The organism is Chryseobacterium sp. 1B4 (assembly GCF_036631475.1).
GTDB lineage: Bacteria > Bacteroidota > Bacteroidia > Flavobacteriales > Weeksellaceae > Chryseobacterium.
In genome coordinates this window covers 160,369-179,081 of sequence record NZ_JAPNUF010000007.1, presented here as the reverse complement: position 1 = coordinate 179,081, position 18,713 = coordinate 160,369, and the positions used below count along the sequence as shown (strand labels likewise).

At 37.0% G+C, this 18,713-nt stretch carries 12 protein-coding genes, 4 pseudogenes and 1 CRISPR repeat array; of the genes and pseudogenes, 3 read left to right on the top strand and 13 right to left on the bottom strand.

The features are described from left to right. Positions 1 to 26: 26 nt before the first annotated feature. Both OWR28_RS10005 and OWR28_RS10000 read right to left on the bottom strand, forming a co-directional pair. A complete protein-coding gene (locus OWR28_RS10005) occupies positions 27 to 1,913 on the bottom strand; it encodes a DNA topoisomerase IV subunit B (protein ID WP_332386507.1) in 1,887 nt (628 codons plus the stop codon). 229 nt (positions 1,914 to 2,142) lie between these two features. Then, positions 2,143 to 2,649 carry a DUF2867 domain-containing protein gene (locus OWR28_RS10000; RefSeq protein WP_494168463.1) on the bottom strand — a complete coding sequence of 169 codons (507 nt, stop codon included), beginning with the start codon at positions 2,647 to 2,649 and terminating at the stop codon, positions 2,143 to 2,145. Positions 2,650 to 2,890: 241 nt separating this feature from the next. Between OWR28_RS10000 and OWR28_RS09995 the strand changes: the two are divergent. Next, a pseudogene (locus OWR28_RS09995) lies at positions 2,891 to 4,038 on the top strand (methionine aminotransferase). A gap of 74 nt (positions 4,039 to 4,112) precedes the next feature. Here OWR28_RS09995 and OWR28_RS09990 read toward each other — a convergent pair. Continuing rightward, a pseudogene (locus OWR28_RS09990) lies at positions 4,113 to 4,876 on the bottom strand (SDR family NAD(P)-dependent oxidoreductase). Between the two features lie 89 nt (positions 4,877 to 4,965). Further along, positions 4,966 to 5,903, bottom strand: a pseudogene (locus OWR28_RS09985) (helix-turn-helix domain-containing protein). A 235-nt stretch (positions 5,904 to 6,138) separates the two neighbouring features. Here OWR28_RS09985 and OWR28_RS09980 point away from each other — a divergent pair. Beyond that, the gene (locus OWR28_RS09980; RefSeq protein WP_002978915.1) at positions 6,139 to 6,297 is read left to right on the top strand and encodes a hypothetical protein; all 159 of its coding nucleotides are present in this window, start codon (positions 6,139 to 6,141) and stop codon (positions 6,295 to 6,297) included. Between the two features lie 168 nt (positions 6,298 to 6,465). Here the strand turns inward: OWR28_RS09980 and ychF are convergent, their stop codons facing one another. The 6 genes and pseudogenes from ychF to OWR28_RS09950 form a co-directional block, all read right to left on the bottom strand. Next, on the bottom strand, positions 6,466 to 7,557 hold the full coding sequence (gene ychF / locus OWR28_RS09975) for a redox-regulated ATPase YchF (protein ID WP_332386506.1): 1,092 nt from the start codon (positions 7,555 to 7,557) through the stop codon (positions 6,466 to 6,468). Positions 7,558 to 7,737: 180 nt separating this feature from the next. After that, a complete protein-coding gene (locus tag OWR28_RS09970) occupies positions 7,738 to 8,289 on the bottom strand; it encodes a ferritin (protein ID WP_142722778.1) in 552 nt (183 codons plus the stop codon). Positions 8,290 to 8,532: 243 nt separating this feature from the next. Further along, positions 8,533 to 10,149, bottom strand: coding sequence for a glycoside hydrolase family 10-like protein (locus tag OWR28_RS09965; RefSeq protein ID WP_332386505.1), 1,617 nt, complete (start codon positions 10,147 to 10,149; stop codon positions 8,533 to 8,535). A gap of 130 nt (positions 10,150 to 10,279) precedes the next feature. Continuing rightward, a pseudogene (typA, locus tag OWR28_RS09960) lies at positions 10,280 to 12,084 on the bottom strand (translational GTPase TypA). A 135-nt stretch (positions 12,085 to 12,219) separates the two neighbouring features. Continuing rightward, positions 12,220 to 12,426 carry a bacteriocin-like protein gene (locus OWR28_RS09955; protein ID WP_332386504.1) on the bottom strand — a complete coding sequence of 69 codons (207 nt, stop codon included), beginning with the start codon at positions 12,424 to 12,426 and terminating at the stop codon, positions 12,220 to 12,222. Positions 12,427 to 12,537: 111 nt separating this feature from the next. Next, positions 12,538 to 12,792: a DUF1294 domain-containing protein gene (locus OWR28_RS09950; RefSeq protein WP_332386503.1), complete on the bottom strand. Its 255-nt coding sequence runs from the start codon at positions 12,790 to 12,792 to the stop codon at positions 12,538 to 12,540. A gap of 80 nt (positions 12,793 to 12,872) precedes the next feature. Here OWR28_RS09950 and OWR28_RS09945 point away from each other — a divergent pair, with 80 nt between their 5' ends. Further along, positions 12,873 to 13,229, top strand: coding sequence for a hypothetical protein (locus OWR28_RS09945; protein WP_332386502.1), 357 nt, complete (start codon positions 12,873 to 12,875; stop codon positions 13,227 to 13,229). A 79-nt stretch (positions 13,230 to 13,308) separates the two neighbouring features. Here the strand turns inward: OWR28_RS09945 and OWR28_RS09940 are convergent, their stop codons facing one another. The 3 genes from OWR28_RS09940 to cas1 all read right to left on the bottom strand — a co-directional run bounded on the left by OWR28_RS09940 (position 13,309) and on the right by cas1 (position 18,708). Continuing rightward, complete coding sequence (locus OWR28_RS09940; protein WP_332386501.1) at positions 13,309 to 13,986, bottom strand: YceI family protein; 678 nt, start codon at positions 13,984 to 13,986, stop codon at positions 13,309 to 13,311. A 619-nt stretch (positions 13,987 to 14,605) separates the two neighbouring features. Then, positions 14,606 to 17,421: direct repeats of the CRISPR family, unit length 47 nt; unit sequence GTTGTGAATTGCTTTCAAAAATTATTACCTTCGTGATTAATCACAGC. 58 nt (positions 17,422 to 17,479) lie between these two features. Continuing rightward, the gene (cas2, locus tag OWR28_RS09935) at positions 17,480 to 17,818 is read right to left on the bottom strand and encodes a CRISPR-associated endonuclease Cas2 (RefSeq protein ID WP_007842732.1); all 339 of its coding nucleotides are present in this window, start codon (positions 17,816 to 17,818) and stop codon (positions 17,480 to 17,482) included. Beyond that, positions 17,815 to 18,708 carry a type II CRISPR-associated endonuclease Cas1 gene (gene cas1, locus OWR28_RS09930; protein ID WP_332386500.1) on the bottom strand — a complete coding sequence of 298 codons (894 nt, stop codon included), beginning with the start codon at positions 18,706 to 18,708 and terminating at the stop codon, positions 17,815 to 17,817. Before cas1 ends, cas2 begins: the two co-directional genes overlap by 4 nt. Positions 18,709 to 18,713 lie beyond the last annotated feature (5 nt).

The window sequence follows — 18,713 nt, the reverse complement described above, 5'->3', positions numbered from 1 at the left end:
CAGTTTTTAAGTTTTAAGTTTTAAGTTTAATTTTCTACTTCATCCAGAATTTCTTTTTTATCAATATCAGAGTCATCTTCTACAACAAGGTTTTCAAGAATGAAAGTCTGTCTGTCCGGAGTGTTTTTTCCCATGTAAAATTCCAGGAGCTGATCAATCGTCTGGTCTTTTCCCACCACTACAGGTTCTAAACGGATATCTTTACCAATAAAGTGCTTAAACTCATCCGGAGAAATTTCTCCCAATCCTTTAAATCGTGTGATTTCAGGATTTTTTCCCAGTTCGTTTAATGCTTTTACTCTTTCCAGTTCTGTATAGCAGTATCGGGTTTCTTTTTTGTTTCTTACTCTGAATAAAGGAGTCTGAAGGATATAAAGGTGCCCGTTTTTAATCAGATCAGGAAAGAACTGCAGGAAGAAAGTAATCATCAGCAACCGGATGTGCATTCCATCAACATCGGCATCGGTAGCAATAATTACCTGATTATATCTAAGGTCTTCCAGGCTTTCTTCAATATTTAAAGCTGCCTGAAGAAGGTTAAATTCTTCATTTTCATATACCACTTTCTTGGTAAGGCCATAGCAGTTCAGAGGTTTACCTTTCAGTGAAAATACCGCCTGCGTTTCCACATCCCTGGATTTTGTAATAGATCCTGAAGCCGAATCTCCTTCGGTAATAAAGATCTGGGTATCTCCTTTTCTTTCGGCTTTCTGATCATTATAATGCTGTCTGCAGTCCCGAAGTTTTTTATTGTGAAGGGATACTTTTTTAGCTCTTTCTCTGGCCAGCTTCTGAATTCCTGAAAGTTCTTTTCTTTCTCTTTCGGAAATTAAGATTTTTCTCTGAATTGCTTCTGCTATTTCAGGATTTTTATGTAAGAAATTGTCCAGTTTGCTTTTAAGGAAATCGATAATGAAGGTTCTGACTGTAGGTCCGTTCGGTCCCATGTCATTAGACCCTAATTTTGTTTTGGTCTGGGACTCAAAAACCGGTTCTTCCACATTGATCGAGATTGCTGCAATAATAGATTTTCTGATATCCGAAGCATCAAAACTTTTATTGAAAAACTCACGAACCGTTTTTACATACGCTTCACGGAAAGCATTAAGGTGCGTTCCTCCCTGCGTCGTATTCTGTCCGTTAACGAACGAAAAATAGGTTTCTGTCTGAGATTTGTCAGAATGGGTAATAGCCACCTCAATATCATCATCTTTTAAATGGACGATCGGATATAGGATATCACTTTCCAGCTCTTCTTCCAATAAATCTTTAAGACCGTTTTCAGAATAATAGGTTTCTCCGTTGAAAAGAATCTTAAGTCCCGGATTCAGATACGCATAATTGCGAAGCATTCTTTCGATATACTCTTTTCTGTACTTGAAATGCAGGAAGATTTCTCCATCAGGAATAAAAGAAATTTCAGTACCGTTTCTGTCCGAAGTTTCTTTTTCCTCAAAGTTTTCCTTGATCATACCCCGGGAGAATTCGGCAGCTTTCATTTTTCCGTCACGGAAAGAGCGGACTCTGAAGTAATCGGAAAGGGCATTTACCGCTTTGGTACCCACCCCGTTCAATCCTACAGATTTTTTAAAAGCTTTACTATCGTACTTACCTCCGGTATTCATTTTTGAAACCGCATCTACGACTTTCCCTAGCGGAATACCACGTCCGAAGTCACGGATTGTGACTTTTCCGTCGTCCAGCTTTATTTCAATTCTTTTTCCTGCCCTCATCCTGAACTCATCAATAGAGTTATCAAGGATTTCTTTTAACAGGATATAAATACCGTCATCAGCAGAAGACCCGTCACCGAGCTTCCCGATGTACATACCGGGGCGCAGACGGATGTGTTCCTGCCAATCGAGGGTTCTGATATTATCTTCGGAATAGGTTGGATTTATTTCTTGTGACATATATGATTTCAGCAAACATACAAAAATACAAAATTGTCCAAAATTATCCGAATTTTAAAAGTCATTTTTTCCTAACTTTTATTGTTCAATGAGAAGAATAGTCATTGATTTTTAAGCCTTTTAAATTTGTTGGTATACAAAAGCAGGCGAAATTCATTTTAATTCTGAAAATTTTCATTAATGTATTTAAAATTATAGAGCTTTGCTTTTGTATCCGCAGATCAGTATTTTATTTTTTACTTTCCAGCTGCCCAATCATATTTTTCAGCATAGCAGGTACAATCAGCTTATGGAAAGGCCGTACAGGCAGAAAATAAAGCACGCCCAGCCAGTTATGATACTTTACGGTGGTGGAAATGGTAAGTGAATTTTCATCAGGATGTACCTTACTCCTGTCAACTAAAAGGGATACCCTGAAATCCAGGTGCCTATCATCTTCTCCCAGAACAATTTCATTGCCGGTTTTATTAAACACCTTAAAAAGTCCTGCACGCTCTCCTACTTCGCATTTAAAATCCTGTTCTTTTTGCTGCGTTTCAGATCCGGTTTTCAGTCCGAATATTCCCACTGCTTTATTCCTGAAAGCAAACATTTTCTTACCCCATTTGGGGCCGCTTGTAAAAAAAGCTTTTCCTATTTCTGAGATATCAATATTCCGGCCGCCATCCGCAAATTCCCCTTCAAAACTATCGATATAATCGAAATCTTTTTTCCTTTGATAAAACGGATTTTTCAGGAAACTCTGTTTTCTTAATCTTCATTGTCCTCGTTTTTAATGGTTGTTTGTCAAACAAATGTAGGGTTATTTCTGCTGATTCAAAAAGAAAATTTAAACAAATGTTTAAAATAATTTTTACATTGAAACGTATAAACTTTTAACGAGTATCAGCTCTGCTTTTATCATTTTCTGATTTTTATTGTCATAAGTTCAAACTGTTTTAAATATTTCATTAAATTCGGTCAACAAAACTGTTTTTATGATACAACTTCCTTTATCAAAACTTTCCAATGTAGGAACTACTATTTTCAGCCAGATGACTCAGCTCGCCAATGAAAATGAAGCGATCAACCTGTCTCAGGGCTTTCCTGATTTTATGCCTGATGCCGAACTGCTGAATCACGTGGATCATTTTATCAAAAAAGGTTACAACCAGTATGCCCCTCTAGGCGGAATGATCGGTTTAAAGGAAGAAATTGCAAGAAAAATTGAAAACAGCCATCAGGCAGTTTATCATCCGGATTCTGAAATAACGGTTACTGCAGGTGGAACTCAGGCTATTTTTACAGCGATTGCCTCATTTGTAAAAAAAGATGACGAGGTAATTATTTTCGAACCGGCTTATGATTGTTATGAACCAACTGTAGAGCTTTTCGGAGGTGTTGTAAAACGTTTTGAAATGAAAGCTCCCGATTATGAAATCGACTGGACTGCTGTAAAAAAACTTATCAGCGAAAAGACCAGAATGATTATTCTCAACAACCCCAATAATCCCTCGGGAAAAATCCTGAAAGAAAATGATCTACAGGAGCTGATTGACCTGGTAAAGGGAACTTCCATTCTTATCCTGAGTGATGAAGTGTATGAAAATATAGTTTTTGACGGAAAACAGCATTTAAGCATCTGTAAATATCCGGAACTGAAAGAAAGAAGCCTGCTTGTTGCCTCTTTTGGGAAGCTTTTCCATGTTACGGGTTGGAAAGTGGGTTATTGTGCCGCTCCTAAAAATCTTACGGATGAATTCAGAAAGGTTCATCAGTTCAATGTATTCTGTGTAAACACTCCTATCCAGCTGGCATTGGCTGAATACATGAAAAATGATGAACATTACAGCCAGCTAAGCCAATTTTTCCAGGAAAAAGAGATTTTCTGAGAAAAGGTCTGGAAGGAACTTCGTTTGAACTGCTGGATTGTGAAGGGACTTATTTCCAGGCAGTAAAATATGATAAGATTTCGGATAAAAATGATTTTGATTTTGCTTCTGAACTTACCATTACTCATAAGGTAGCCAGTGTTCCTTTCTCATCTTTTTATAAAAATAAACTGAATGAAAATGTGATCAGATTATGTTTTGCCAAGAAAAGGGAAACGTTAGAAAAGGCTCTTGAAAACCTTTCAAAGATCTAATGACAATAGATAAATAAATCGGCCGGCTCAAATGAGCCGGCCGATTTATTCAATAATGACTATCCGTTTACATGTTATAAAAACATTCCTCCGGAAACTTCAATTCTTTGTCCGTTGATCCATCCTGCATCTTCTGTGCACAGGAAGGCTACCACTCCACCAACATCATCAGGCAGGCCTACTCTTCCCAGGGCTGTTGCCCCAGCTACCATTGCATTGATTTCTTCATTATCTCTCACTCTTCCTCCGCCGAAATCGGTTTCAATAGCTCCCGGAGCCACCACATTAGCTTTGATTTTTCTCGGCCCCAGCTCTTTAGCCATATATTTCGTCAGCATTTCTACCCCGGCTTTTATTGATCCGTAGACAGAAGAACCTGGCGTTGCAAACCTTGCCAATCCTGAGGACACATTAATAATTCCCCTCCATCATTGATAAATGGCAAAAATTTCTGAGTCAGGAAAAACACGCCTTTGAAGTGAATATCCACCACATCATCCAGCTGCTCTTCCGTAACTTCCGTAATTGGTGAATATAAAGCTGTACCTGCATTATTGATAAGATAATCAATATGGGTACTTCCCGTGTTTTCCTGCAAATGATCCGTTACATCTTTTACAAAAGCATCGAAACTTTTTATATCTTTGGTATCCAGCTGAAACGCAATAGCATTTCTCCCCATCGATTTTATTTCATTCACCACAGCATCCGCCTCTTCTTTGTTGCTTCTGTATGTAATGATAACGTCTAATCCTTTCTGAGCAATTTTAAGGGCTGAGTTCTTTCCCAATCCACGGCTTCCTCCGGTTACCAGTGCAATATTTGTTTTTGTGTTCATTGTATTTTGATTATTTTGATGATACAAAGTTGGGATATTTTCAGACTGAAGTGTTTGCCTGAATCAATCCGAAATTTGCAAAATTCAAATCAGGAACGAAATTCCAATGGAGTAAAGGTTGTTTTTCTTTTAAAGAAATTGGAAAAGTGAGCAATTTCTTCAAATCCCAGCGCATAAGAAATCTCCGAAACATTCCATTTTGTCTGTTTTAAAAGTATTTTGGCTTCCTGAACAATACGGTCAGAAATAAGCTCTGTGGTTGTCTTTCCGGTGCTTTCTTTTAATCTTTTATTCAAATAATTGACATGAACCGCCAGCCGGTCTGCATAATCTTTAGCTGTCTTCAATTGCAGCCGCTGCTCCCAGGATTCGATAGGAAACTGTCTCTCCAGCAGCTCTATAAATAAAGAAACCACCCGCATGGAAGCATCATTGGATGCTGATATTTTGGAAGCCGGCTGTAATTTCTGTCCATAGTGGATTAATTCCAGCACATAGTTTCGGATCAGATCATATTTAAATACGTAATCAGATTCAATTTCTTTCTTTATTTTTTAAAAAGGTTTTCAATCTCTTCTGCAAGTTCATCATCAATTTCAAAGACAGGTATTCCTCCAGGCTGAAAAATGGGAAGATCTTCGAGGTGATAATAAGATTTGTCCTTAATGAAAAAATCTTCTGTAAAAACGCAGAAACTTCCCGACTGGTCAGGATCTTCAGGTATCCAGTGATAAGGAACTTTTGGGGTTGCAAATAATAAGGCATTCTGTTTTATAGAAATAACCTTGTCTGCATATTCTGCCCTGTTCCTCCCTTTTATAAAACTGATTTTATAGTACTTTCTTCTGTTGTAGGGCATTTCCGAGGTAGTTTTTACCTTCTCAATCGTTTGCGCAATATCAAAGACATTAAAATGTCCTATGTCTTTATGAAGTCCTTTCGGAAAAATACTTTCAAGGTCTTTGCCGAGCTTGGCTGCCATTTCCCTGTAAAAATCTTCCAGTGAAGTGTGTGCTACTTTTTCCATCACAAATGATTTGTAAAATTCAAATATACGAAGTTATAAACATTTCAGTTTTAAAATAAATTTCCAAAGCAAAATACCCTATTTTAGGCGATGAACCGCTATATCATTAAGTTTAATATTTATATCAATAATAGGATAAGCCATCAAAAAGACTTTCATTTTTTTCTAAATGCCGTGATATATTTCATTTATTTTTTATACATTCGTTAAAACTAACTCACTAAAAATCAAAATAATGGAAAACAAAAACTTAAAACAAGGGAAAAAACTGAACAAAAAACAGTTAAGAGTAATAACCGGAGGAAAAGAAATGTGCCTGCTTCCGGACCTCACCTGCAAGAAATATTCTTTTACCTGTGCAGAAATACAATGCCAGCCCGGTATCGAACTTTAAGCTCAAATAATAAAATCGCTCTCTAACGGGAGCGATTTTCATTTTGTACGACATCAAATTTAATTCATCTTAATACCATTGCTAATTAAAGTTAAAGCCATATGAATGCAAAAAACGCTCCCAAATACATGGAAGCGCTTTTCTTTATAACTAACTTTAATACTTTATTTATACATTGAATCTAAAGTGCATGATGTCACCATCCTGTACAATATATTCTTTACCTTCCACAGAAAGTTTTCCGGCTTCTTTTACTTTTACTTCTGAACCGTAGGTAATATAATCGTTATACTTGATCACTTCTGCACGGATAAATCCTTTTTCGAAGTCTGTGTGAATAACTCCCGCAGCCTGTGGAGCAGTCCAGCCCTGCCCGATAGTCCATGCTCTTACTTCTTTTACTCCGGCTGTAAAATAGGTCTGAAGTTTTAGAAGATCATAAGCTTTTCTGATCAAACGGTTAACTCCCGGTTCTGTAAGTCCCAGTTCTTCAAGGAAGATTTCTCTTTCTTCAAAAGTTTCAAGCTCGTTGATATCAGCTTCAATCTGTGCAGCCAATACCACTACTTCCGCACCTTCATTCTGAGCCATTTCTTCAATCTTACCGATCCACTCGTTTCCGTTTTTGATAGAGTTTTCATCCACATTACAAACGTAAAGTACCGGCTTATTGGTCAATAACTGAACTTCTCCGATAATTGATTTTGTAAAATCATCAGTAGCGAATTCTCTTGCATTTTTACCATCCTCAAGAAATTTCTGTAAATTCTGAAGGGTTTCGTAAGTAAGAATATCCTCTTTCTTCCCTGACTTGATGAATTTTTTAGCTTTCTCAACTGCTTTTCCTACTGTTTCAAGGTCTTTCAGCTGCAGCTCAATATCAATAATTTCCTTATCTCTTAACGGATCCACTGAACCTTCTACGTGAACAATATTACCGTTATCAAAACATCTTAAAACGTGAATAATCGCTTCACACTCGCGGATATTGGCTAGGAACTGGTTCCCCAATCCTTCTCCCTTGCTGGCTCCCTTCACCAGACCTGCAATATCAACAATCTCAACTACAGCTGGCAAAACTCTCTCAGGTTTTACGATTTTTTCCAGTTCAAACAATCTCTGATCCGGTACAGAAACCGTCCCTAAGTTCGGCTCAATAGTACAGAAAGGATAGTTTGCAGACTGAGCTTTCGCATTGCTCAGACAGTTAAAAAGTGTTGATTTACCTACATTCGGCAGGCCTACGATTCCACATTTCATATTGTAAAATTCAAAGTTTAAGGTTTAGTGGCAACCCAAGGTTTCTGCAACTTTAAACATTGAACTCCGAACCTTGAATTACGAGTGCGCAAAGATAGTGATTTTTGAACGAGTTTCATAATAAAAAAATCTGCCAGTGTTCTGACAGATTTTCAAAAGTTTGGATTTCACCGAATGACCTTACGGATTGTCTCCGGTAGCTTCCTGAGCCAGCGGAACGTCATTGGGTGCTTCCTGTAAAGTTTTATCTAAAGTAAATAAAGATTCATCTGTGGCTCTGTCTCCACCAGCAATTTTCAATTTATCAATTAAATTCTGAGCCAATGTTTCTTCTTCAATCTGTTCCTGTACAAACCACTGCATGAAATTCCATGTTGCCCAGTCCTTTTCTTCCATCGAAAGATCTACAATTCTGTAAATAGCAGTTGTATTGTCTACTTCATGCTTAAAAACCCCGTCAAAGCAAGCCGTAAGGTTTTCAGGATCTGCCGGAGGAGCCGGAATAGCTTCAACTTTTGGTTTTCCTCCCCTGTTTAAAATATATTCCATGAATTTGATCGAATGATTTCTTTCTTCCTGAGCATGGCGGTAAAGAAAATTGGCAATTCCCTGATATCCTTTATCATCAGCCCAAATTCCATAAGATAAAAAAACGTGTGATGCATGAATTTCCTTATTCATCTGGTCACTTAATGCCTTTTCCATGTTGTCGGAAAGTCTTTTGGTATTCATAATGTTATATTTTGATGATTATGGGATAACTCATGCAAAAATGATTCCGATACAGTTTTTATCTTACTTTTAAAAATATAACAGTCTCTAAAATACAACTGGTTTTCAGTATTTTAAATTAATAATTTATAGTTATTCTAAAATAAAAACCGATTCTGTCTGAGAACCGGTTTTAAAATTTAGTATTGAGATTGTTTCACCTGAAGGTTCGCAATGAGATATGGGGAGCGGATCTTGTCCCAGCTATTTAATTCTTCTTGCTGTATAATCACTTTCATTTCCCAATCTGTCGATGGCTTTAATAGCTACTGCATTCAGTTTTTTACCGTCTTTAGTCTTAGGAATGTCTTTTGAAAGGGTATCCAGTGTTACTATTTCTGTTTGCCATACTCCGTTGTATTGAGTGAAAAGTACCCACAGGAATACATCAGCGGCATTTTTTGTACTCCAGCTTGTCTGCACAAAGCTTCCGTTATCAGCAATAAACAATGTAGGGGTCTGCAATGGAACAGCCTTTATCCATGGAGATTTCGGCACCAATGCTTTTTCGTTGTACGGTCCGCTTTTCAAAGCAGGAAGCATGTTTGGATTCTTGGTAAGCCCAGCGATACTCCAGTGGATTTCCCCGGCATCGTTTTTCAGGATATTTCTTGAAATGGCAATCTGGTTTTTAATTTCTGCAGGACGGTCGGACACCTTAATCTCAACAGTATTCAGTCCCGGCCATAAGTGACGGTTCATAGTGTTTTCTGACTGCCACCAGCTCAACAGGGCCTCAAAACTCTGTCCTTTGGAATCAATAGGCCAATACAGCTGTGGTGAGAAATAATCTACCCAGCCTTTATTCAACCATAATTTAGCATCTGCATACAGCTCGTCATATTGTGAAGAGCCTACAATTCCTGCAGGATATCCGGGTTTCCATATCCCAAACGGACTGATCCCGAATCTTACATTATTTTTTTCTGCGTGAATTTCTTTGTAGATACGTTCCACAAATTTATTCACGTTGTCTCTTCTCCAATCTGCTCTGGATAAAGTACCTCCGCTGCTTACATAAGCATTCCAGGTTGCATTATCAGGAAAATCTGCGCCTTTATTATAAGTTGCATACGGATAGAAATAATCGTCAAAATGAATGGCATCAATGTCATATCTTTTTACGATATCTTTCACAATATTTGATACGTGTCCCTGGGTTTTCGGATTAGCAGGATCAAACCAGTACATTCCGTTCTTTAATCTTACGACAATATCGGACAGTTTGTTGACCATAGACAGTTTATTGACAGCACCACCATTGGTATGATGTGCACGGTATGGATTTAACCAGACGTGCAGCTCCAGGCCTCTTTTATGGGCTTCTTCTATCCAGAACTGAAGCGGATCATAGTTGGGAGAAGGTGCAGTTCCCGTTTCTCCGGTCAGGAAATATGACCACGGCTCAATATTACTTGTATAAAGGGCATCTGCCGAAGGTCTGATCTGAAAAATAGCTGCATTGAAGTTGTTATCTTTCAACATATCAAGCATACTGATTGCCTCTGCTTTCTGCTGCTCTACTGTAAGGTCATTTCTTGAAGGCCAGTTGATATTGGCTACACTCGCAATCCATGCTCCACGGAATTCTCTTTTGATTTCCGGAAGATTGGTTCTGAAATTATCTTCTGTTGATACGGCAGCTCCCGTTGCCGGATTTGTAGCTGCAGGATTTACTTTTGGCGGGTTTGTATTGTTGGCGGGTTTTGTCGGATTCTTCGTGGAAGGTGCTTTTACAACATTATTCTGAACGGAACATGAGGTAGTGTAAGAAGCAAAAACACCTAATAAAACGATAAGTTTTAATTTATTCATTCTCATAGTCACAAAACTACTTTAAAATTTATTTTTTATTTCTCAGAGATTATTATGCCAAAATAAGCATTTTAATGAGTAGGTATAGAAAAAAGCCTCGAAAATCGAGGCTTTGATTTTATGTATAAGATTTTTATTATGCTTTTGCAGATCTTTCTACTCTTTTTCTTTCTTCTTCGGAAAGAATTTTCTTTCTCATTCTGATGAAATTCGGAGTAACCTCAATGGCTTCATCAGCCTGGATGTATTCCATACATTCTTCCAGTGAGAATAAGATTTTCGGAGCAACTCCTGTATCTTTATCTTTTCCGGCAGCACGCATGTTGTTCAGCTGTTTTGCTTCTACGATATTGACTACCAAATCTCCAGGTTTGTTTTGTTCTCCAACGATCATTCCCGTGTAGATTTCCTCACCCGGATCAACGAAGAACTTACCTCTATCCTGTAGTTTGTTGATTGAGTATTCTGTAGCCGGACCTGTAGTTTTACTGATCAGTACTCCATTGTTTCTTCCCGGAATAGCTCCTTTGAAAGGCTTGTATTCTGTGAAACGGTGTGCCATAATAGCTTCACCGGCAGTAGCTGTCAACATCTGAGAACGTAATCCGATCAATCCTCTTGAAGGAATTTCGAACTCCATATGCTGCATCTCTCCTTTAGTTTCCATAATGTGAAGATCACCTTTTCTTTGCGTAGCCAAATCGATAACTCTTGAAGCAAATTCTTCAGGAACATCTACTACCAAAGATTCGTAAGGTTCACAGCTTACTCCGTCAATTTCTCTCAGGATAACCTGTGGCTGACCAATCGTCATTTCGTAACCTTCTCTTCTCATGGTTTCGATCAAAACTGACAAGTGAAGAATACCTCTACCAAATACAAGGAAAGTATTGGCATCATCAGTCTGCTGTACTCTTAATGCAAGGTTCTTCTCTAATTCCTTAGTTAATCTTTCTTTAAGGTGGTTTGAAGTAACGTATTTACCATCTTTACCGAAGAAAGGTGAATTGTTGATAGAGAACGTCATGTTCAGTGTAGGCTCATCAATTGCAGTTCTTTCCAATGGCTCAGGATTTTCAAGATCTACGAAAGAATCTCCGATCTGGAAAGCATCAAAACCTACTACAGCGCAGATATCACCTGCCTGTACTTCTGTTACTTTTTTCTTTCCTAATCCTTCAAAAACGTAAAGCTCTTTTACTTTTCCTTTTACAATTTTACCGTCTGCCTGAGCAAGACCGATCCACTGAGATTCTTTAATCTCTCCTCTTGTCACTTTTCCGATTGCAATTCTTCCTAGGAAAGAAGAGTAATCAAGGGAAGTGATCTGCATCTGAAGATTCCCTTCAGTCACAGTAGGAGCCGGAACATATTGTAAAATTCCGTCCAGTAATGGTAAAATATCTTCCGTTTGTTCTAATGAAGTGTTGAACCAACCTTGCTTAGAAGAACCGTAGAATGTTGGGAAATCCAACTGTTCTTCAGTAGCCTCAAGGTTGAAGAATAAGTCAAATACCTGATCGTGAACTTCGTCCGGACGGCAGTTTGGTTTATCTACTTTATTGATAACTACTAATGGTCTTAATCCTAATTCCAAAGCTTTCTGAAGTACGAATCTTGTTTGCGGCATTGGTCCTTCGAATGCATCCACCAACAAAATAACCCCATCAGCCATTTTCAATACTCTTTCCACTTCTCCACCAAAATCGGCGTGACCAGGAGTATCAATTACGTTAATTTTTGTGTCTTTATAAGTAACAGAAATATTCTTGGATAAAATCGTGATCCTCTTTCTCTTTCAAGATCGTTGTTATCCATAATTAACTCCCCACTCTCCTGATTTTCTCTGAAAATGTTGGTAGCGTGAATGATCTTGTCAACCAAAGTCGTTTTTCCGTGGTCAACGTGTGCGATAATCGCAATATTTCTAATGTTTTGCATAAAAGATTTTTACGGGTGCAAAAGTAGTGATTTTTAATGAAAAACTATTTAGTTCTCTAAATATTTAATATTTTGTTTAAAATACTTATTGACAGAACCATAAAAAAGAGTGCCCAAAAGCACTCTCTAAATTATTTATACGCAAGCCTGTATTTCACATGGATCTACTGCAGGCGGCTCTCCACATATGATGTCAAATTCTGCACAATTACTGGAGGATCCGGTGGCCCAACCCCATCTTACGACACACGTCTCTGCATCTTTGCATCTTACCATTCCTTTTACAATTCCTCCCTGAACTGATTTCATTTCGGTTCTGGAGATTTTTCTAAGATTTCTCATGTTGTTTTATTTTATTTGTTATTAGCATGATAAATTTATAAAAAATACCTAACAAAAATTATTTCATACCAACATTTAACATTTGAAACAACATGGATAACTATTTAGATATCAGTGTCTCATCAATCTGTAAAACAATACCAGATCAACTAAAACCACCAATATAAATTTCACAAGAAAAGATTTTTTAGAAACCTTGTGACTGAAAATAATCATTCCTGAAGCAGCTCCCAATATCCCACCTAGCAGTGAGATTCCTAGAAGAGTGTTCTCAGAAATTCTCCATTGATGTTTTTTAGCCTGCCATTTATCAAAGCCAAAAGCTCCAAATGTAATCAGATTTATAATGAACAGAAAAGGAATCATTTTTTAATTAATTTGCTGCAAAAGTAGAGTTTAATTTCAGAACAGGATTTTATAAATTTGCACTTCCTAAAATAAAATCAATGACAGCACAGGATCTCGCAGGAAGCTATTCTATTGAAGGAAGTAATCAGGAAGAATCTTCGCTACCCACATATCATGGCATATTAACTTTATCCATTGATGACAACAACCGTATCATTGCCCAATGGATTATTGGTGATCATATACAAAATGGCACCGGATTTTATAAAGACCAGATACTGGTTATTAATTTTAATTACGAAGGTGAAGATCACAAAATCTATAAAGGCGTTGCGGTCTATCGTTGTCTGAATAAGGACGTGCTGGATGGATTCTGGTCTGAAAAGCATGGCAATCCTTTATATCTTGGAAGTGAATTTTGTGTAAGGATCCGGAATTCTGAGATTTTGAACTAGGTTATTCTTTTTGATAGAATTCAAAAAATAAACGGGCTGTCTTGATGAAGACAGCCCGGTATTTATAAAGTTGAATAACTTATTTTTTAGCTTTTACATCGATTGCAATTTCGATATCTTTGCTGATCATCCATTCTGCAGGATCTGCTTCTGAAGTACCGAATTTGATTCCCCAATCTGCTCTGTTTACAGTGAATTTAGCCTGAATAGCTGCTGAGTTTTCAGTAACATCTACTTTAGCAGGGAAAGTAACATTCATTGTTTTTCCTGATAATGTAAGGTTTCCGCTTACTGTTTTATTAGCTCCTGCTACTGCATCTTTTGGCGCATCTTTCAAATCTGTAACACTTGTGATTTTGAAATCTGAAGTAGGGTTTTTCGCTACATCAAAGAAATCAGGATTTTTAAGGTGAGCCTCCAGATCTGCCGGCTTTTTATCTTTCTCTGTTACTGAAGCCGGATCTACCTTAATAGAGTTCATATCAATAATAAAGTTTCCTGCTGCAACCTGACCTGCATCAACACTGATATCTCCTGATTTTACAGTAAGAGTTCCCCAACGAGGTGCCATACCTCCTTTATGGAATGCTTTCCAGTTTACTACTGAAGCTACTGTATCCACCGCAAGTGTTTCACCTTTGCTCTCAGCTACTGCCTGCTCCTGAGCCGTAGCTGCAGATTCTGCCGATTTTTCTTTATTACATGATGCTAAAAGCAATCCTACTCCTACTAATGCAATTACGCTAATTTTTTTCATATTGAACTGTTTAAAAAAGTTTGAATTTTGTTGTTTTCGGGTACAAAAATAGAAAAACCTATTGGGAGACACCTTATCATACATCAAGAAATGTGGTATTTTATATGAATTACAGATCTTTTTGCAGGATATTCTTATCATCGCGATTAGTCACAGCTCTTGCTTTCTCATGTTTTCGGTCATGGCAATTGTGAATCGCTTTCAAAATTACTACCTTCGTGATTAGTCACAGCCAGAAGGAGTTTATGATATTGCATCATATGGTTGTGAATTGCTTTCAAAATTTATTATCTTCGTGGTGAGTCACAGCAAACCAATGAAAAACCCAAAACCAAACCCCGTTGTGAATTGCTTTCAAAATTTATTATCTTCGTGGTGAGTCACAGCTTCATCGTAGAGACCCCGCAGGATCTCGTGGTTGTGAATTGCTTTTAGAAATTATTACTCTAGTGATTAGTCACAGCTGTTAAAGTGAATACCAAAAATACTAATTAGTTGTGATTTGCTTTCAAAATTTATTACCTTTCGTGGTTAGTCACAGCCTCCTTAGATTATGATTCAAAATTATTACCTTCGTGGTTGGACACGGCCATCCGAATAAAGTCTTTTGAAAAAGATCAGTTGTGAATCGCTTTCAAAAATTACTACCTTCGTGATGAGTCACAGCATAACTGAATTTCTCACCGTATGCTATTTAGTTGTGAATTGCTTCCAAAAATTATTACCTTCGTGATTAGTCACAACATTTACATTTACGGTGGATCCGTAACGATGTTGTGAATTGCTTTCAAAAATTATACCTTCGTGATTAGTCACAGCATTTTTGGATGGATATTCAGATCCATATGAGTTGTGAATTGCTTTCAAAAATTATTACCTTCGTGATTAGTCACAGCATTAGATAAATTATTTGCTTTTATTAGTGTGTTGTGAATTGCTTTCAAAATTATTACCTTCGTGATTAGTCACAGCTGTTTAGAGTATGGATTCTATACTGAATTAGTTGTGAATTGCTTTCAAAAATTATTACCTTCGTGATTAGTCACAGCTTAAACACTTCTATTTTTTCTTTTCAAAGTGTTGTGAATTGCTTTCAAAAATTATTACCTTCGTGATTAATCACAGCGGGAGTTTGTGACAGAAACAGATCTGGAATGTTGTGAATTGCTTTCAAAAATTATTACCTTCGTGATTAATCACAGCTCCGGTCCACAATATCGCGTTAAACTACAGGTTGTGAATTGCTTTCAAAATTATTACCTTCGTGATTAATCACAGCAATAGGAAAGAAAGATTATTGACATTAGAAGTTGTGAATTGCTTTCAAAAATTATTACCTTCGTGATTAATCACAGCATCCGTGAACTATCTGTGTTCCGAAATCTCGTTGTGAATTGCTTTCAAAAATTATTACCTTCGTGATTAATCACAGCAATTCTCATTTAATGGTGGTTTATCCAATAGTTGTGAATTGCTTTCAAAAATTATTACCTTCGTGATTAATCACAGCACGCAATTTTGGCAAAACCATCAATTGTCAGTTGTGAATTGCTTTCAAAAATTATTACCTTCGTGATTAATCACAGCGAACCTACTTCCATCATGGTTGTATCAAATGTTGTGAATTGCTTTCAAAAATTATTACCTTCGTGATTAATCACAGCAAGAGTTGATGGAGGGTATTTCAATCCAGTGTTGTGAATTGCTTTCAAAAATTATTACCTTCGTGATTAATCACAGCTTTGTTCGGCTACTGTACTAGGGTAGCCCAGTTGTGAATTGCTTTCAAAAATTATTACCTTCGTGATTAATCACAGCTAGCAAGGAAAAGATTTGAAAATCACTGTAGTTGTGAATTGCTTTCAAAAATTATTACCTTCGTGATTAATCACAGCAACGGACTTGAAAATAATTACTATCTGACTGTTGTGAATTGCTTTCAAAAATTATTACCTTCGTGATTAATCACAGCACTACAATGAAAAGGACCGAGACGCAGTAGGTTGTGAATTGCTTTCAAAAATTATTACCTTCGTGATTAATCACAGCTAACAATGGATGATCAGATGATTCCATACCGTTGTGAATTGCTTTCAAAAATTATTACCTTCGTGATTAATCACAGCTCTTTCATCCTCTCTCTGATGAATTTAAAAGTTGTGAATTGCTTTCAAAAATTATTACCTTCGTGATTAATCACAGCACAGGCTTATCATACAATTGATTGTCAATAGTTGTGAATTGCTTTCAAAAATTATTACCTTCGTGATTAATCACAGCCACACAAACATTATCCAGTATACTGCCAAGGTTGTGAATTGCTTTCAAAAATTATTACCTTCGTGATTAATCACAGCAAACGGTAACTCGGGGTGAATCTCTCCGGTGTTGTGAATTGCTTTCAAAAATTATTACCTTCGTGATTAATCACAGCGGAGTAACTGATTATAATAATGCTCAGAGAGTTGTGAATTGCTTTCAAAAATTATTACCTTCGTGATTAATCACAGCAGGAATTGTTTTACCAGTTTCTTTGTGCTTGTTGTGAATTGCTTTCAAAAATTATTACCTTCGTGATTAATCACAGCTGCTTCTGATTCAGTTAGAGGATTCCGTAAGTTGTGAATTGCTTTCAAAAATTATTACCTTCGTGATTAATCACAGCGCTTTCATTTTGTATATTTTTAAGATCCGTGTTGTGAATTGCTTTCAAAAATTATTACCTTCGTGATTAATCACAGCTTGTAAAAGCTTTAAATGAGGATTGGACACGTTGTGAATTGCTTTCAAAAATTATTACCTTCGTGATTAATCACAGCAAAATAAATAATCTACAAATGGAAACATTAGTTGTGAATTGCTTTCAAAAATTATTACCTTCGTGATTAATCACAGCGATAGGTATGAAAGTACTTGGGGTAGAAAAGTTGTGAATTGCTTTCAAAAATTATTACCTTCGTGATTAATCACAGCTTCGAATCCTGTCTGTTCTTTTAAAATGTCGTTGTGAATTGCTTTCAAAAATTATTACCTTCGTGATTAATCACAGCAGACTTAATATGGAAAAAGAAGCGATCATAGTTGTGAATTGCTTTCAAAAATTATTACCTTCGTGATTAATCACAGCTTGGTGCTTTCTCCGGTTGAAGAGTCAGTAGTTGTGAATTGCTTTCAAAAATTATTACCTTCGTGATTAATCACAGCCAGGATATAGCTTGGTTAAACGAGCCTTACGTTGTGAATTGCTTTCAAAAATTATTACCTTCGTGATTAATCACAGCTGGTTTAATATTTTATCTTTTGCGTTAATGGTTGTGAATTGCTTTCAAAAATTATTACCTTCGTGATTAATCACAGCCGGTGATAAATTGGAACTATTATTTAAATTGTTGTGAATTGCTTTCAAAAATTATTACCTTCGTGATTAATCACAGCCTCAAAATCTAATCCACTGAATTTCAGTGGATTTATTTATTTAATCAGGATCAAAAAATCAGAATAATTCGAGTTGCTGAAAGGTTGGAGGTGGCTCTTCCTTATTCCTGGCAAAGAAGATTTCAATATCTCCAAATTGTTTGTCAGTGATACACATAATGGCAACTTTCCCGGCTTTTGGAAGCATAAATTTGACTCTTTTAATATGAACCTCAGCATTTTCCCTGCTTGGGCAATGGCGCACATACATGGAAAACTGAAACAAAGTAAAACCATCATCAATGAGCGCCTTGCGAAAGCGGTTAGCATCTTTCATATTCGCTTTGGTCTCAGTCGGGAGATCATATAATACTAAAACCCACATAATCCGGTATGCATTAAACCTTTCGGCATTCATAACAGTTCAGGGTAAGAGATCAGTCGTTTTTCTCCTGTGTAGCATTTGTAAAGTGACGAAGCCGTCATTTTCACAGCAACAAGCAACGGTCTTGTTTTGTCATCAATACGCACATCTTTGGTTGCAATCTGCAGAATATGAGCCTTGAATTCTTTCGACAGTTCTTCAGTATCAGAATGAATTTTCAACCATTGCATCACGAGTAAATCAACAAACGGACGGTAAGGTTCCATTATATCATCGGCAAGGCAATACGGATTGTATTTATTTTTATGAAAAATGCCGAGAACAGGCAATAATCCGGTTTCCACGATAGCTCTTGCAACAATACTTCTGAGCACGGCATATCCAAAATTAAAAAACTGATTAGGTGAATCTCCGAAACGTTGCCTCAAAAAATCCAGGCTGATGAGGTATTTCCAGTAATGCTGTGCCGCGATCCCTTCCATATTCGTTATATCGCCTGACTTTACATTTCTCTGATATTCAATCATCGGCTCATAATAGTTACCCAGTTTCATCAGAACATTTTTCTGGTTTTCAATTTTATATTCCACCGTCTGTTTCCAAAGTTGTTTTTTAAGAGGCTCACTTGCTTCCAGCTGATCTTTTACCCGATCTGAATGTTCGGTATGTCCATACAGCGGAAGCATTATTCCATGCGGTAGATGATGCGTGTCACAACTCACTACTACAACATTATTTCCCATCATTTTCTGAATCAAATTGTGCGAAATAGTAATCTGATAATGATCCAGCATCAATAAGCCTAAATCTTCCACAGGAACACTACCCTTTTCCGTTTTGGTTTCCGGACATAGGATTTTCATCTGCTCGTCTTTGAGCTTAAGATAAGCGGGATTTCCGATGTAGATGGAACGGGTAATCATTTTGT

Excerpts from the sequence above, each read along its gene's own strand:
- cas2 (WP_007842732.1), bottom strand. The coding sequence starts at position 17,818 with ATGAATGCCGAAAGGTTTAATGCATACCGGATTATGTGGGTTTTAGTA.
- cas1 (WP_332386500.1), bottom strand. The coding sequence starts at position 18,708 with ATGATTACCCGTTCCATCTACATCGGAAATCCCGCTTATCTTAAGCTC.
- ychF (WP_332386506.1), bottom strand. The coding sequence starts at position 7,557 with ATGAAATGTGGAATCGTAGGCCTGCCGAATGTAGGTAAATCAACACTT.
- OWR28_RS09970 (WP_142722778.1), bottom strand. The coding sequence starts at position 8,289 with ATGAATACCAAAAGACTTTCCGACAACATGGAAAAGGCATTAAGTGAC.
- OWR28_RS09945 (WP_332386502.1), top strand. The coding sequence starts at position 12,873 with ATGACAGCACAGGATCTCGCAGGAAGCTATTCTATTGAAGGAAGTAAT.
- OWR28_RS10005 (WP_332386507.1), bottom strand. The coding sequence starts at position 1,913 with ATGTCACAAGAAATAAATCCAACCTATTCCGAAGATAATATCAGAACC.
- OWR28_RS09955 (WP_332386504.1), bottom strand. The coding sequence starts at position 12,426 with ATGAGAAATCTTAGAAAAATCTCCAGAACCGAAATGAAATCAGTTCAG.
- OWR28_RS09940 (WP_332386501.1), bottom strand. The coding sequence starts at position 13,986 with ATGAAAAAAATTAGCGTAATTGCATTAGTAGGAGTAGGATTGCTTTTA.
- OWR28_RS09950 (WP_332386503.1), bottom strand. The coding sequence starts at position 12,792 with ATGATTCCTTTTCTGTTCATTATAAATCTGATTACATTTGGAGCTTTT.
- OWR28_RS09980 (WP_002978915.1), top strand. The coding sequence starts at position 6,139 with ATGGAAAACAAAAACTTAAAACAAGGGAAAAAACTGAACAAAAAACAG.
- OWR28_RS09965 (WP_332386505.1), bottom strand. The coding sequence starts at position 10,149 with ATGAGAATGAATAAATTAAAACTTATCGTTTTATTAGGTGTTTTTGCT.